We start from the raw sequence: 14,347 nt of genomic DNA, 5'->3' as shown, positions 1-14,347 counted from the left end.
GCGGTATATACGTACCTTCGTGCGCGCGCCGCCATCCGGCCTGCGACCTTTTTGAACATCTTCGCGCGTTGCGCGTTGTTTCTGGCTTGCTGACGGCATGAACATTTCCGGCCCCTTCATTCGCCGCCCGATCGGTACCTCGCTGCTTGCCATGGGCGTTTTCGCGGTGGGCCTGATCTGCTACGTGCTGCTGGGCGTGGCCGCGCTGCCGAACATGCAGTTCCCGGTGATCTTCGTGCAGGCCAGCCAGGCCGGTGCCAGCGCCAGCACCATGGCTTCCACCGTGGCCGCGCCGCTGGAGCGCCATCTGGGACAAGTGCCGGGCATCGACACCATGCGCTCGTCCAGTTCGCTGGGCAGCACGCAGGTGTTCCTGATGTTCGAGACGGGACGTAACCTCGACTCGGCCGCACGCGATGTGCAGGCGGCGATCAACGCCGCGCAGTCCGATCTGCCCAGCGGCCTCAATGCGCCGCCGAGCTACCAGAAGGCCAACCCGAACGACGATCCGATCATCGCCTTCGCGCTCACCTCGGAAACGCAGTCGGCGCGCGAGCTCTACGACATCGCCGACTCGCTGCTCGCGCAGCGCATCCGCCAGCTCGAAGGCGTGTCGGAGGTGGACATCCTCGGTGCCGCGACGCCCGCCATCCGCGTCGACGTGAACCTGCGCCAGCTCAATGCGCTGGGCCTGTCGCCCGACCAGCTGCGCAACGCGCTCACCGCCGCCAACGTCACCTCGCCGCAGGGCTTCCTGTCCGACGGCAAGACCACCATGGCGGTGACCGCGAACGATTCGCTGCACAACGCGGCCGACTTCGCCAACCTGGTGATCGCCTCCAACAACGGCACGCCGGTGCGGCTGTCCGATGTGGCCAAGGTGTACGACGGCCTGCAGGATGCCTATCAAGCCGCCTGGTTCGAGGGCAAGCCGGCCATCCTCATGTATGTGTATCGCCAGTCCACCGCCAACATCATCGGCACGGTGGACCGCGTGAAGGCCGCGGTGCCGATGCTGCGCAACTACCTGCAGCCCGGCACCACGCTCACGCCGTACTTCGATGGCACGCCGACCATCCGCGCCTCGCTGCATGAAGTGCAGGCCACTCTGCTGATCAGCCTGCTGATGGTGATGCTGACCATGGCGCTGTTCCTGCGCCGGCTCGCGCCCACGCTGATCGCCACGGCTGCCGTGCCGCTGTCGCTCGCAGGCGCGGCGATGGTGATGTACGTGCTCGGCTTCACGCTCAACAACCTCACGCTGCTCGCGCTGGTGATCGCCATCGGCTTCGTGGTGGACGATGCCATCGTGGTGATCGAGAACATCGTGCGCCACATCGACCAGGGCATGACGCGCATGGAAGCGGCGCTGGCCGGCGCGAGGGAAATCGGCTTCACCATCGTCTCGATCACGGCCTCGCTGGTGGCGGTGTTCCTGCCGCTGTTGTTCATGAGCGGCATCACCGGCCTGTTCTTCAAGGAATTCACCATCACGCTGGTGGCGGCGATCATCGTCTCCGCATTGGTGTCGCTCACGCTCACCACCTCGCTGTGTGGCCAGTTCCTCAGCAGCCACGACCAGGACAAGCCGACCACGCGCATCGGCATCGCGCTGGAAGGTTTCCAGGCGCGCATGCTTGGCGTCTACTCGCGTTGCCTGAAATTCTCGATCAAGCACGCGCTGGCGTTCTCGCTGACGCCGCTGGTGCTCATCGTGATCACCATCTTCCTGTTCGGCCAGGTGAAGACCGGCTTGTTCCCGCCACAGGACACGGGCCTGATCCGAGGGCGCGCGACTTCCGGCGCCACGGTGTCGTTCCAGGATGCGGTGGCGCGCCAGCAGCGCCTCATCGACATGCTGCTGAAGGATCGCGACGTGGCGCGCGTCGGCTCGCGTCTGGGCACCAGTCGCCAGGGCGCGTCGGGCACCTTCGACATCGAATTGAAGACGCACGCGCAGGGCCGCAAGGACGATACGTTCGCCGTGCTGGCGCGACTGAGTGCGAAGGCGGCGCGCTATCCCGACCTCAACGTGCGCCTGCGTCCCATCCAGGACCTGCCCAGCTTCGGTGGTGGCGGTGGCACCAGCCAGGGCGCGCAATACCAGGTGTCATTGCAGGGCGACAACCCGGAAGAACTGACGCTGTGGCTGCCCAAGCTGGTCGCCGAACTGAAGAAGAATCCCAAGCTCAAGGACGTGGGTAGCGACGTCGACGACGCCGGCCTGCAGCAGAACATCGTGATCGATCGCGACAAGGCCGCGCGCCTGGGCGTGGGCATCGGCACCATCGATGGCGCGTTGTACAACGCCTTCGGCCAGCGCCAGATCAGCACCATTTATTCGGACCTCAACCAGTACAAGGTGGTGGTGAACGCGCTGCCGAACCAGACGGCAACGCCGGCGGCGATCAATGCGGTCTACGTCGCCAGCACCAACGGCAAGATGGTGCCGCTCACGGCCTTCGCGCACCAGGAGGCCGGCCTCGCGCCCACGCAGATCTCGCACGAAAACCAATACACCGTGATGAGCATGAGCTTCAACCTCGCGCCCGGCGTGAGCATGGGCGAAGCCTTGCAGATCATCCAGCAAACCGGCTCGCAGATGCGTTTGCCGGGCGACATCCGCATCAATATCGGCGGCGATTTCCGCCGCTTCCAGCAATCGCAGAGCGGCATGCTGTGGCTGCTGCTCGGCGCCGTGGTCACCGTCTACATCGTGCTGGGCATGTTGTACGAGAGCCTGATCCACCCGGTGACGATTCTTTCCACGCTGCCGGCGGCGGGCGTGGGCGCGTTGCTGGCGCTGTGGTTCACCGATACGGAATTGTCGGTGATCGCGCAGATCGCGCTCGTGCTGCTCATAGGCATCGTGAAGAAGAACGCGATCATGATGATCGACTTCGCGCTGGTGTCGCGCCGCGAACACGGCCTGAGCCCGGCCGACGCCGCCTACGAGGCGAGCATGGTGCGCTTCCGCCCCATCATGATGACGACGATGGTGGCGATCCTCGCCGCCGTGCCCATCGCGGTGGGCCTGGGCGAAGGTTCGGATCTGCGCCGCCCGCTGGGTATTGCGCTGATCGGCGGCCTGCTGATCTCGCAGAGCCTGACATTGCTGAGCACGCCTGCGCTCTACGTGATCTTCTCGTGCCTGGCCGATCGGTTCTCCGCATGGCGCGCCCGCCATCGCTCGGCCAAGCGGGTGCCGGTGAGCGAGGGGGCGTGAGGTCTGGCGTGACCGGGGCGTAGCAGTCGACATCCTTCGTCGCTTCATACTCCTCACCGTCATTCCGGCGAAAGCCGGAATCCAGCGCCTTCAGTGCGCCTCGTGGAGAGACACTGGATTCCGGCTTTCGCCGGAATGACGGTGAGGGACGTGGTGAGTATTCCCGGCACCAGCACCCTGCGGAAAAAATCCCGCCCAACCATACCCTTGCGCATTGTCTGGCCGCCGAACTTTCGCGCGCGATGTGAAATCGTGACAATGAGGGGCTTCCGTCCCGCCATTTCGACCCCATGTCGAACGGCTCCGGACGATGTGTGCGTCCGCGCACGGCGCTGCCCTCGGGCGCGCATCCCCACCTTGAACATGCCGTAGCCAGCGAGGTCATAGCAGACAATGTCGAACACGCCCAAGATCATCTACACGCTCACGGACGAAGCGCCGTACCTCGCCACGCATTCGCTGCTGCCGATCATCAAGGCCTTCACCGCCACCGCCGGCATCCAGGTGGAAACGCGCGACATTTCGCTGGCGGGCCGCATCATCGCCCAGTTCCCGGACATCCTCCCGGACAACCAGAAGATCGCCGACGATCTCACCGAACTGGGCCAGCTGGCGACCACGCCTGAAGCCAACATCATCAAGCTCCCCAACATCAGCGCCTCGATGCCGCAGCTGAAGGCCGCGATCAAGGAGCTGCAGAGCCAGGGTTATGCGCTGCCGGACTACCCGGAAGACCCGAAGGACGTCAGCGAGTGGAACGTCAAGGCGCGCTACGACAAGGTGAAGGGCAGCGCCGTGAACCCCGTGCTGCGCGAAGGCAACTCCGACCGCCGCGCACCGCTTTCGGTGAAGAACTACGCGCGCAAGCACCCGCACAAGATGGGTGCGTGGTCCAAAGATTCGAAGACGCACGTGTCGCACATGGATGGCGGCGATTTCTACGGCAGCGAGAAATCCACTGTCGTCGAGAAAGCCACCAACGTGAAGATCGAGTGGTTCGGCAAGGACGGCACCACCAAGGTCCTCAAGGAAAAGACCGCGCTGAAGGACGGCGAGATCATCGACGCCGCCGTGATGAGCAAAAAGGCGCTCACTCGCTTCATCGACGCGCAGATCGAAGACGCGAAGAACCAGGGCGTGCTGTTCTCGCTGCACCTGAAGGCGACCATGATGAAGGTCTCCGACCCCATCATGTTCGGCTTCGCTGTCAACGAGTTCTATAAGGACGTGCTGACCAAGCACGCCGACGCGTTGAAGGGGGTGGGCTTCGAGCCGAACAACGGCATCGGTGACCTGTATGCGCGCCTCGGCCAGCTGCCGCAGGCGACGCAGGACGAGATCCTCGCCGACATCAAGGCCGAATACGCCAAGCGTCCGGCGCTGGCCATGGTGAATTCCGACAAGGGCATCACCAACCTGCACGTGCCCAGCGACGTGATCATCGACGCGTCGATGCCGGCGATGATTCGCGACTCCGGCAAGATGTGGAACACCGAAGGCAAGCTGCAGGACACCAAGGCGGTGATCCCCGATCGCAGCTATGCGGGCGTGTACCAGGCCGTGATCGACGACTGCAAGGCGCATGGCGCTTTCGATCCGGCCACCATGGGCAGCGTGCCCAACGTCGGCCTGATGGCGCAGGCTGCCGAGGAATACGGTTCGCACGACAAGACCTTCAAGATCGCCGGCGACGGCCTGGTCAAGGTCATCGACGATGCCGGCAAGGTGCTGCTGGAACAGTCGGTGGAAACCGGCGACATCTGGCGCATGTGCCAGACCAAGGACGCACCGATCCAGGATTGGGTGAAGCTCGCCGTGTCGCGTGCGCGCCTCAGCAACACGCCGGCCGTGTTCTGGCTTGACGCCAACCGCGCGCACGATGCGCAGGTGATCAAGAAGGTCGAGCGTTACCTCAAGGATCACGACACCTCGGGCCTGGACATCCGCGTGCTCTCGCCGGTCGATGCCACCACGTTCTCGCTGGAGCGCATCCGCAAGGGCCAGGACACCATCTCGGTGACCGGCAACGTGCTGCGCGACTACCTCACCGACCTGTTCCCGATCATGGAGCTGGGCACCAGCGCCAAGATGCTTTCCATCGTGCCGCTGATGGCCGGTGGCGGCCTGTTCGAAACCGGTGCGGGCGGTTCCGCGCCCAAGCACGTGCAGCAGTTCCTGGAAGAGGATTACCTGCGCTGGGATTCGCTGGGTGAATTCCTTGCCATCGCCGCCTCGCTGGAACACCTCGCCAACCGCTACGACAACGCCGATGCCCGCGTGCTGGCCAAGACGCTGGACGAAGCGAACGGCAAGATCCTCGACAACAACAAGTCGCCCGCCCGCAAGGTCGGCGAGCTCGACAACCGCGGTAGCCACTTCTACCTGGCCATGTACTGGGCGCAGGCGCTCGCTGCCCAGAACGACGACGCCAAGCTCAAGGCCAAGTTCGAGCCCATCGCCAAGGCGCTCACCGAGAACGAAGCCGCCATCATTGGCGAACTCAACGGCGCGCAGGGCAAGACGGTGGACATCAAGGGCTACTACCACCCGGACGTGGCGCGAGTGACCGAGGCCATGCGTTCGAGCAAGACGTTCAACGACACGCTGGCGTCGCTGGGCTGATGTCGCTCTCGCACAGGTGAATGGAGAAAGGCCGCGCAAGCGGCCTTTCTTTTGCGCGCTTCCCGGCAAAGCTTTCGCAAAGACCGTGCGCTACGCTGGTGTGCATGAGCGCGCCAGATGCAAACCACGACGAGGCAGCACCAACCGGCAGCGCCGGCGAAGTGTTCTTCGCTTTCCTGTCGCTCGGGCTGCGTTCGTTCGGTGGTCCCATCGCGCATCTCGGTTATTTCCGGCGCGCCTTTGTCGACGAGCGCCGCTGGCTGGACGACGCGCGCTATACGCAACTGCTCGCCCTGTGCCAGTTCCTGCCGGGGCCGGCGAGCAGCCAGTTCGGCTTCTCCATTGGCCTGATGCGCGCGGGATGGCGCGGTGCGATAGCCGCGTTCGTGGGTTTCACGCTGCCCTCGGCCTTGCTGATGTTCGCCTTCGCCTGGTGGACGCCTTATCTGCAGACGGCCTGGGGGCGTTCGCTCCTGCACGGCTTGAAGTTGGTGGCCGTTGTCGTGGTGGCACAGGCGGTCCATAGCATGTGGCGTTCGCTGGCGCCCGACGGGCCGCGCCGTGTGCTCGCCGTGGTGGCCGCCGCGTTCCTGCTGTGGCAGCCGGAGAACGGAATGCAGCTATTGGTCCTTGCGGCAGCGGCGCTGCTCTCGCCTTGGGTGTGTCGTCATGTGCAGGCGCAAGGCGAATCAAGCCTGGATCCCGGTTATGGAACGCGCGCAGGCACGATGCTGTTGGTGATCTACGCGTTGTTATTGCTCGCGGCTTTCACCGTCGCCTGGGATGGCGGCGCGCTGCTGCGTACCGGTGCCGCGTTCTATCGCGCGGGTGCCCTGGTGTTCGGCGGCGGTCACGTGGTGCTGCCGTGGCTGAAGCAGGCGCTGGTCGAACCGGGCTTGATCGACGAGAACACGTTTCTCGCTGGCTATGGCGCGGCACAGGCCGTGCCCGGGCCGATGTTCTCGCTGGCCGCGTTCCTGGGCGATCACATGGTGGATCGCGCGGGCTGGGCGGGTGCGTTGGTGGCGCTCGTCGCGATTTTTCTGCCGGGGTTTCTCTTGCTCGGCGGCGCCATGCCGTTCTGGCGCAGCCTTTCGACACGCGCGCATGCTGTACGGATCATGGCTGCGATCAACGCGGCGGTCGTCGGCCTGCTCGCGGCCGCGTTCTACAATCCCGTATGGACCGGCACGGTGCACGATGCGTCCGACATCCTCATCGCTCTTTGCGGATTCGTGATGCTCGCCGTGGCGCGACAGCCCGCATGGGTCGCGGTGTTGTGGTGCGTGGCGGCGACCGGCGTGGGTACATGGCTGGTTCACTGAACACGCGATATTCAACGAAGGAACCGGGCTTCTGCGCGGTGGTCTCAACGCAGCCCCATAAGGAACTTGAGACGATGACACCCACGCACTCCACGCCGCTGGCTCGTTCATTGGCGACCGTCCTGCTGGTGGGCGCGCTGGCGTTCGGCGGCCCGGCAAGCGCGCAGGTCGCACCCGCGTCGGCAAGCAGTGCGCCGGGACAGGTGCAGAATCTCGAAGCCGTCACCGTCAGCGGCATACAGCCCGGTCCGGGACTGTGGAAGGTGAGCAAGGGCGATCATGTGATGTGGGTGCTCGGCACGCTGTCACCGCTGCCCAATCGCATCCAGTGGAAAACCGACGAAGTCGAGCAGACCATCGCCGAATCGCAGGAAGTGCTTGGGCCACCGTCGATCGCGCTGAAACCCAAGACCAACTTCTTCGGCAAGCTGTTCCTGCTGCCGTCGCTGGTGGGGGCGCGCAAGAACCCGGACGGGCAGACGCTGCAGCAGATGGTGCCGGCGCCCGACTACGCGCGCTGGTTGACGTTGAAGAAACAGTACATCGGCAACGACAGCGGCATCGAGAACTGGCGCCCGATCTTCGCCGCGGTCGAACTCTACGACAAGGCGATCAAGCGCTATGGCCTCACCTCGTCGGGCGGCGTGAAGGACACCGTGCGCGACCTGGCCAAGAAGCACAACGTGAAGTTCGAAACGGTGCGCTACACCATGCTGGTGGACGAACCGCGCAACGCGGTGAAGACGTTCAAGTCATCGCCGATGGATGATCGCGAATGCTTCGGTCGCACGCTCGACACGGTGGAGCGCGACATGGGCCGCATCACGGAACGCGCCAATGCCTGGGCCACCGGCGACATCGATGAGCTCCGCAAGTTGCCGATGAACGATCAACGCGAGGCGTGCATCTCCGCCGTGACCGAGGCAGGCTTCGCCAAGCAGCTTGGCTTCAGCGACGTAGAGCAAAAAGCCGAGACTATGTGGATGGGCGCGGCCGAGCGGGCGCTCAATACGAACGCGCAGACCTTCGCCATGCTCCCGATGCAGGAGGTGCTGTCGCCGAAGGGTTTGATCGCGCGGCTGAAGGCGGCGGGGTATCAGGTGGAGGCACCGGACGGGAGCGATGCGGAAGGCGAGGCGCCTTCGCCATAGTGCATGAGCGTCTTTTGAGCGCAGCGAAGTAGCGTCATTCGCGCCAGCTTTGAATCGTGCAACACCTCGCCGCCTCTACGAATTCGGAACGCTTCAAAGCGCCGCCATCCCTGCGAAAGCAGGGATCGAGCGACTTTGCCCTGACGCATGAGAGGCGCTGGATCCCCGCTTTCGCGGGGATGACGGTCAGGAGTACGTAGCGTGCGAGGATGCCTCAGGCGCTCGCCTGATCCAGCGCTGCAATCTCGTCCTTGCCAAGCTGCAATTCCGCGCCGCCCAGCAATTCCTTCAACTGGGGAAGGGTGGTTGCGCTCGCAATCGGTGCAGTAACACTGGGCCGTGCGATCAACCATGCGATGGCCACCTGCGCGGGCGTCGCGCCGCGTGCATTGGCCACCTTGTCGAGCGCGCCAAGCACGCCGAACGCGTGCTTGTTGAGATACTTCTGCACGGCGCCGCTGCGCGCCGCACTCTTGGCGAGATCCGCTTCGCTTCTGTACTTCCCGCTCAGGAAGCCGCTGGCCAGCGCGTAGTAGTTGATGACGCCGATGTTCTCGGCCACCACCAACGGCTCCAGTTCCTTCTCGTAGCCGGCGCGGCTCACGAGGTTGTATTCGGGCTGCAGGGTTTCGTAGCGCGGCAGATGGTGTTCGGCCGATACCTTCAGTGCTTCGGCGAAGCGATCCGCCACATAGTTCGACGCGCCGATCACGCGCACCTTGCCTTGTTCGATCAGCTTGCCGAACGTGCCCAGCGTGTCGTGCAGCGGCACGGTGGCGTCATCTTCGTGCGCCTGGTACAGATCGATGTAGTCGGTCTGCAGGCGCTTGAGCGAGCCTTCCACCGCCTGGTTGATGTTCATCGGCGAAAGACCCGGATGCTCCGCCCATTTCGCGACCTTGGTGGCAATCACCACCTTGTCGCGCTTGCCGCTGCGCTTGAGCCACTTGCCGATGATGGTTTCCGATTCGCCGCCGCGATTGCCGGGCACCCACGCCGAGTAGACGTCCGCCGTATCGATCAGGTTGAACCCCGCGTCGACGAACGCATCGAGCAATTCGAACGAGCGTTGCTCATCCGCGCTCCAGCCAAACACGTTGCCGCCAAAGGCGAGCGGTGCGACGGAAAGGGAGGATCGACCGAGGGGACGCCATTGCATGGATGTGCTCCGTGTTCGATGTGGGTTCGTGCATACTCCGGGGACTGGGCGAGTATACGCGCCGCCCGCGTGATGCCGAGGCGAGCGCGTGACCGGACCGACACTGGAGGAAGGCGGATGAAGAGCAAGGCGGCAGCACTGCGGTGCACGGTTTTGAAGGGCACGGTCCTGAAGGCTGCGGTTGTGATGGCCTTGTGTACGTGGGCCGGCATGGCGACGTCGCAAACCGCGACCCGACCGTGGAACGACACCGCGCTTTCGCCCGATGCGCGCGCCAAGCTGCTGCTGGCGCAACTCACGCAGGACGAAAAATTCCAGCTCATCCGCAGCTACTACGCAGGCCCCGACCGTCCGCCCAACGTGCCGTTTCCCAAGGGCGCGATCGCGTCGGCCGGCTATGTGCCGCCGATTGACCGACTCGGCATTCCCGCGCTCGAAGAAAGCGACGCGGGCCTGGGCGTGGCCAGTTCCGACCGCATGCGCCCCGGCGATCACGCCACGCCGCTGCCGGCCGGGCCGGTGACTGCGGCAACGTGGGATCCGCAAGTGGCGTACCGCGGTGGCGCCATGATCGGTAGCGAAGCGCACAGCAAGGGGTTCAACGTGCTGCTGGCCGGCGGCGTCAACCTTACGCGCGAGCCGCGCAACGGCCGCAATTTCGAATATGCCGGTGAAGACCCGCTGCTGGCCGGAACCATCGTCGGCGAGGCGATCAAGGGCATCCAGGATCAGCACGTCATCTCCACCATCAAGCACTACGCGTTGAACGACCAGGAGACGGCGCGCAACACCATCAGCGCGCAGATCGGCGAACAGGCCATGCGCGAATCGGACCTGCTCGCGTTCGAGCTGGCCATCGAGATCGGCAAGCCCGGTTCGGTGATGTGTTCGTACAACAAGATCAACAGCGACTGGGCATGCGAGAACGATTACCTGATGAACCAGGTGCTCAAGCGCGACTGGAAATACCCCGGCTTCGTGATGTCCGACTGGGGCGGCGTGCACAGCGCTGCAAAGTCGGTGAACGCGGGACTCGATCAGGAATCGGCGGGCGAGGTGTTCGACAAGGAGGTTTATTTCGACGCACCGTTGCGCACGGCGCTCGCCAAGGGCGAGGTGAAGCAGGCGCGCATCGACGACATGGTGCAACGCATTCTGCGCAGCATGTTTGCGGTGGGCGTGTTCCAGTATCCCGCAGGCAAGGCGCCGATCGATCCGCAGGTCAACCTCAAGGTGGCGCGCGAAACGCTGGAGTCGGGCGCGGTGCTGTTGCGCAACGAGAATGCGCTGCTGCCGCTGGACCTCAACAAGCTGCAATCCATCGCGGTGATTGGCGCGCATGCCGACAAGGGCGTACTTGCCGGCGGCGGCTCGTCGCTGGTCACGGCCATGGGTGGCAACGCCGTGCCGGGCATTGCGCCCACCGCCTGGCCGGGCCCGGTGATGTATCACCCGTACGCACCGTTGAAGGCGCTGCGTGACGCGGCACCGAAAGCCAACGTGCAGTTCGCCGAAGGCAACGATGTGGCCGCTGCCGCCGCACTCGCCGCAAAGTCGGAGGTGGCGGTGGTGTTCGTGCAGAAGTGGCAGGCCGAATCGGTCGACACCGCGGATCTGTCGCTGCCCGACAACCAGGATGCCCTCGTCGATGCCGTCGCCAAGGCGAACCCGCATACGGTGGTGGTGCTGGAAAACAGCGGCCCAGTCGCCATGCCGTGGCTCGATCAGGTTGGCGCCGTGTTGGAGACCTGGTATCCCGGCGGCGATGGCGGCAAGGCGATTGCCAATCTGCTGTCGGGCAAGGTGAACCCGTCAGGTCGACTGCCGGTGAGCTGGCCCAGCGATCTCTCGCAGCTGCCGCGCAAGGACCTTCCCGGGGTTTCCGGCGGCACGCCGCCTGAATCCGTGGACTACGCCATCGAAGGCGCGAACGTTGGCTATCGCTGGTATCAATCCAAAGGCATCAAGCCGCTGTTTCCGTTCGGCTATGGTCTTTCCTATACGCAGTTCAAGCACGGCGACCTGAAGGTCGATGCCAAGGGCACGCAGCTTCGCGCGACAGTGGACGTCACCAACACTGGTTCGCGTGCCGGTGCGGACGTGGCGCAGGTGTACGTGCGCGTGCCGGGTGCCAAATCGGCGCGGCTTGCCGGTTACGCCAAGGTGTTCCTGAAGCCGGGTGAGCACCGCACGCTCAGCATTCCACTCGAACCGAAACTGTTGGCCGACTTCGACGCCGGCAAGCATGGTTGGGTGATACGCGGCGGCCAGTACAGCGTGGCCGAAGGGCGTTCATCCGACGATCTCGGCAAGCCAGTCAACGTGCAGTTGCCCGCGGGGACACTTTGACGATCACGACACCGGCCCTCGCGGGTCGGTGTCCAGCTCAGCCGCAACCGCCGTGTGCCAGCGTCGCCGGTGCAACGACCTTGGGCACCACCGACGCATCCGGCGTCCGCTTGCGCTTGCCGGTGGGCTTGGAGGTGGGAGCGGGTGGCTCTGCCAGTCGGCGCGCCAGTTCCAGGTTGGTGATGTGGCCATGCATGAACAACAGGTTCGTGAAGATCGAGCTCATGACATCCTCCCTTGGCGCTGTGACTTGAGCGCCAGCTCAAGTTAGAGGCGTCGCAGGCGACGAAAAAGCGATATATTCGCAAGCCAGCCTTGAGGGAAATTCAAGATGGCGCGCGTGTCGCTGGATCTTCTCCAACAGTTCGTGCAGGTGGCCCGGCTGGGCAATCTCTCGCGCGCGGCGGAACAGGCCAACCTCACCGTCAGCGCGCTCAGTCATCAGGTGCGGCAGCTCGAGCAACGGCTGGAGCGCAAGCTGTTCGAGCGCGGCCCGCGTGGCGTGCAACTCACCGCCGAAGGCCGACGCTTGATGGAATCGGTCAGCCATCATTTCGAAGGCATCGATCGTGCGATGGTCGGCTTCCGCTGTCGCCGCGACGACGTGCTCACGCTCAGCGCCATTCCCGGCGTGATGTCGAGCTGGCTGGTGCCGCGCCTTGCACGTCTGGTGGCGGCGCATCCGGAGCTTCAGCTCAACCTGCAATCCAGCGTGGAGCTGGTGAATTTCGAACGCGATCCCGTGGACGCCGCGGTGCGCTACGGGCGCGGTCCATGGCCCGGCCTGATCACGGAACGCCTGTTCGGCGAGTGGATTGCGCCGGTGGCGGCGCCGTCGCTGGTGGAACGCATGGGCGATCTTGATCCCAACGATCTCAGCCAATGGCCGCTGCTCGGCGATCCCGGCGATCGCTGGCGTGACTGGTTCGCCGAGGGCGATGCCGAATTGCCGCGTCGCTACGTGGCGCACTTCGACAACACCGATGCCTTGCAGCGCGGCGCCATGGAAGGCATGGGCGTGGCGCTGGGGCGCATGGTGATGGCGCGCCCGCTGATCGAGGCCGGCTTGCTCACCGTGCTGGGCGATCGCTACCAGCAGATTCCCGAGGCGTATTTCCTGGTGTATCCGGAGCACGCGAAAGATCACGCCGGCTTGCGCACCTTCCGCGAATGGTTGCTGTGCGAGGCGGGAAAATATTCGGAGGCGATGTCCTACGCCACGGGCAACGCCGACCCGTAGGAAGCGCACTCATGCGCGACTGCCGCCCGCAAGCGCCGTGTGCCCGACGACGGTTGCACCAAGGTCGATGGTTCCCACGGTTTCACTTCCGGGCCCAACCCTTCATCATTCGCTTTCCCCACCTCAGCCCTCAAGGATTCAAGCCATGAAATCGCGCGCCGCCGTCGCCTGGGAAGCAGGCAAGCCTCTGTCCATCGAGCAGGTTGATGTGGCCGGTCCCAAGGCGGGCGAAGTGCTGGTGCGCATCGTGGCAACCGGCGTGTGCCACACGGACGCGTTCACGCTGTCGGGTGCCGATCCGGAAGGCCAGTTCCCGGTGATCCTTGGTCACGAAGGTGGCGGCATCGTGGAGGAAGTGGGCGAGGGCGTGACCTCGCTGAAAGTGGGCGACCACGTGATTCCGCTGTACACGCCCGAATGTGGCGAGTGCAAGTTCTGCCTCAGCGGCAAGACCAACCTCTGCCAGAAGATCCGCCTCACGCAGGGCCGCGGCGTGATGCCTGACGGCACCTCGCGCTTCTCGCTCAACGGCAAGCCGCTGCTGCACTACATGGGCACCAGCACCTTCAGCGAATACACCGTGCTGCCGGAAATCTCGCTGGCCAAGATCAACAAGGCGGCGCCGCTGGAAAAGGTGTGCCTGCTCGGTTGCGGCATCACCACCGGCATCGGCGCCGTGCTCAACACCGCGAAAGTGGAGCCGGGCGCGAGCGTGGCGGTGTTCGGCCTGGGTGGCATTGGCCTGTCGGTGGTGCAGGGCGCCGTGATGGCCAGGGCCGGGCGCATCGTGGTGGTGGACACCAACCCGGACAAGTTCGAGATGGCACGCGCGCTGGGCGCCACCGATTTCGTCAATCCGAAGGATTATGCGGATACGTCGATCCAGCAGGTCATCGTGGATCTCACCGATGGCGGCGTGGACTATTCGTTCGAGTGCATCGGCAACGTCAACGTGATGCGTTCGGCGCTGGAGTGCTGCCACAAGGGTTGGGGCGAGTCGATCATCATCGGCGTGGCCGGTGCAGGCCAGGAGATCAGCACGCGGCCGTTCCAGCTGGTGACGGGCCGCGTGTGGCGCGGCTCCGCGTTCGGCGGCGTGAAGGGCCGCTCGCAGCTGCCCGGCTACGTGGACCGCTACATGGCCGGCGAGATCAAGATCGACGAGATGATCACCAAGGTGCTGCCGCTGGAAGCCATCAACGAGGCCTTCGACCTGATGCACGAAGGCAAGGTCATCCGCTCGGTCATTCATTACTGAGCTGATCTCGGTCGGCT

Annotated in this window: 10 protein-coding genes; 7 read left to right on the top strand and 3 right to left on the bottom strand. The window is 64.6% G+C overall.

Annotation, left to right across the window (positions count from 1 at the left end; all coding sequences use genetic code 11):
• Positions 1-97 precede the first annotated feature (97 nt).
• The gene (locus tag ABIC75_RS16650; RefSeq protein ID WP_354015013.1) at positions 98-3,226 is read left to right on the top strand and encodes an efflux RND transporter permease subunit; all 3,129 of its coding nucleotides are present in this window, start codon (positions 98-100) and stop codon (positions 3,224-3,226) included.
• A gap of 59 nt (positions 3,227-3,285) precedes the next feature.
• On the opposite strand, the gene ABIC75_RS16645 is transcribed toward ABIC75_RS16650, so the two are convergent.
• The gene (locus tag ABIC75_RS16645) at positions 3,286-3,630 is read right to left on the bottom strand and encodes a hypothetical protein (RefSeq protein WP_354015012.1); all 345 of its coding nucleotides are present in this window, start codon (positions 3,628-3,630) and stop codon (positions 3,286-3,288) included.
• Here ABIC75_RS16645 and ABIC75_RS16640 point away from each other — a divergent pair.
• The 3 genes from ABIC75_RS16640 (at position 3,620) to ABIC75_RS16630 (ending at position 8,324) form a co-directional block, all read left to right on the top strand.
• Positions 3,620-5,848: an NADP-dependent isocitrate dehydrogenase gene (locus ABIC75_RS16640; RefSeq protein WP_354015011.1), complete on the top strand. Its 2,229-nt coding sequence runs from the start codon at positions 3,620-3,622 to the stop codon at positions 5,846-5,848. The genes ABIC75_RS16645 and ABIC75_RS16640 overlap by 11 nt on opposite strands.
• Before the next feature lie 104 nt (positions 5,849-5,952).
• On the top strand, positions 5,953-7,173 hold the full coding sequence (gene chrA, locus ABIC75_RS16635) for a chromate efflux transporter (RefSeq protein WP_354015010.1): 1,221 nt from the start codon (positions 5,953-5,955) through the stop codon (positions 7,171-7,173).
• 74 nt (positions 7,174-7,247) lie between these two features.
• Positions 7,248-8,324, top strand: coding sequence for a TraB/GumN family protein (locus ABIC75_RS16630; protein WP_354015009.1), 1,077 nt, complete (start codon positions 7,248-7,250; stop codon positions 8,322-8,324).
• Positions 8,325-8,538: 214 nt separating this feature from the next.
• On the opposite strand, the gene ABIC75_RS16625 is transcribed toward ABIC75_RS16630, so the two are convergent.
• Positions 8,539-9,483: an aldo/keto reductase gene (locus tag ABIC75_RS16625; protein ID WP_354015008.1), complete on the bottom strand. Its 945-nt coding sequence runs from the start codon at positions 9,481-9,483 to the stop codon at positions 8,539-8,541.
• Positions 9,484-9,600: 117 nt separating this feature from the next.
• On the opposite strand from ABIC75_RS16625, the gene ABIC75_RS16620 reads away from it, so the two are divergent.
• Positions 9,601-11,832 carry a beta-glucosidase family protein gene (locus tag ABIC75_RS16620; protein WP_436407937.1) on the top strand — a complete coding sequence of 744 codons (2,232 nt, stop codon included), beginning with the start codon at positions 9,601-9,603 and terminating at the stop codon, positions 11,830-11,832.
• A gap of 37 nt (positions 11,833-11,869) precedes the next feature.
• Here ABIC75_RS16620 and ABIC75_RS16615 read toward each other — a convergent pair whose 3' ends face one another.
• Positions 11,870-12,058, bottom strand: coding sequence for a hypothetical protein (locus ABIC75_RS16615; protein WP_354015006.1), 189 nt, complete (start codon positions 12,056-12,058; stop codon positions 11,870-11,872).
• 105 nt (positions 12,059-12,163) lie between these two features.
• Between ABIC75_RS16615 and ABIC75_RS16610 the strand changes: the two genes are divergently transcribed.
• On the top strand, positions 12,164-13,072 hold the full coding sequence (locus tag ABIC75_RS16610; protein ID WP_354015005.1) for a LysR substrate-binding domain-containing protein: 909 nt from the start codon (positions 12,164-12,166) through the stop codon (positions 13,070-13,072).
• 145 nt (positions 13,073-13,217) lie between these two features.
• The gene (locus ABIC75_RS16605) at positions 13,218-14,330 is read left to right on the top strand and encodes an S-(hydroxymethyl)glutathione dehydrogenase/class III alcohol dehydrogenase (RefSeq protein WP_354015004.1); all 1,113 of its coding nucleotides are present in this window, start codon (positions 13,218-13,220) and stop codon (positions 14,328-14,330) included.
• Positions 14,331-14,347 lie beyond the last annotated feature (17 nt).

This window comes from Dyella japonica, from assembly GCF_040545895.1.
Taxonomy (GTDB): Bacteria; Pseudomonadota; Gammaproteobacteria; order Xanthomonadales; family Rhodanobacteraceae; genus Dyella; species Dyella japonica_D.
This window is presented reverse-complemented; position numbering and strand designations above follow the sequence as displayed.

Coding starts and splice junctions, on each gene's coding strand:
- ABIC75_RS16650 (WP_354015013.1), top strand. CDS start 98: ATGAACATTTCCGGCCCCTTCATTCGCCGCCCGATCGGTACCTCGCTG.
- ABIC75_RS16630 (WP_354015009.1), top strand. CDS start 7,248: ATGACACCCACGCACTCCACGCCGCTGGCTCGTTCATTGGCGACCGTC.
- ABIC75_RS16625 (WP_354015008.1), bottom strand. CDS start 9,483: ATGCAATGGCGTCCCCTCGGTCGATCCTCCCTTTCCGTCGCACCGCTC.
- ABIC75_RS16640 (WP_354015011.1), top strand. CDS start 3,620: ATGTCGAACACGCCCAAGATCATCTACACGCTCACGGACGAAGCGCCG.
- ABIC75_RS16610 (WP_354015005.1), top strand. CDS start 12,164: ATGGCGCGCGTGTCGCTGGATCTTCTCCAACAGTTCGTGCAGGTGGCC.
- ABIC75_RS16605 (WP_354015004.1), top strand. CDS start 13,218: ATGAAATCGCGCGCCGCCGTCGCCTGGGAAGCAGGCAAGCCTCTGTCC.
- chrA (WP_354015010.1), top strand. CDS start 5,953: ATGAGCGCGCCAGATGCAAACCACGACGAGGCAGCACCAACCGGCAGC.
- ABIC75_RS16615 (WP_354015006.1), bottom strand. CDS start 12,058: ATGAGCTCGATCTTCACGAACCTGTTGTTCATGCATGGCCACATCACC.
- ABIC75_RS16620 (WP_436407937.1), top strand. CDS start 9,601: ATGAAGAGCAAGGCGGCAGCACTGCGGTGCACGGTTTTGAAGGGCACG.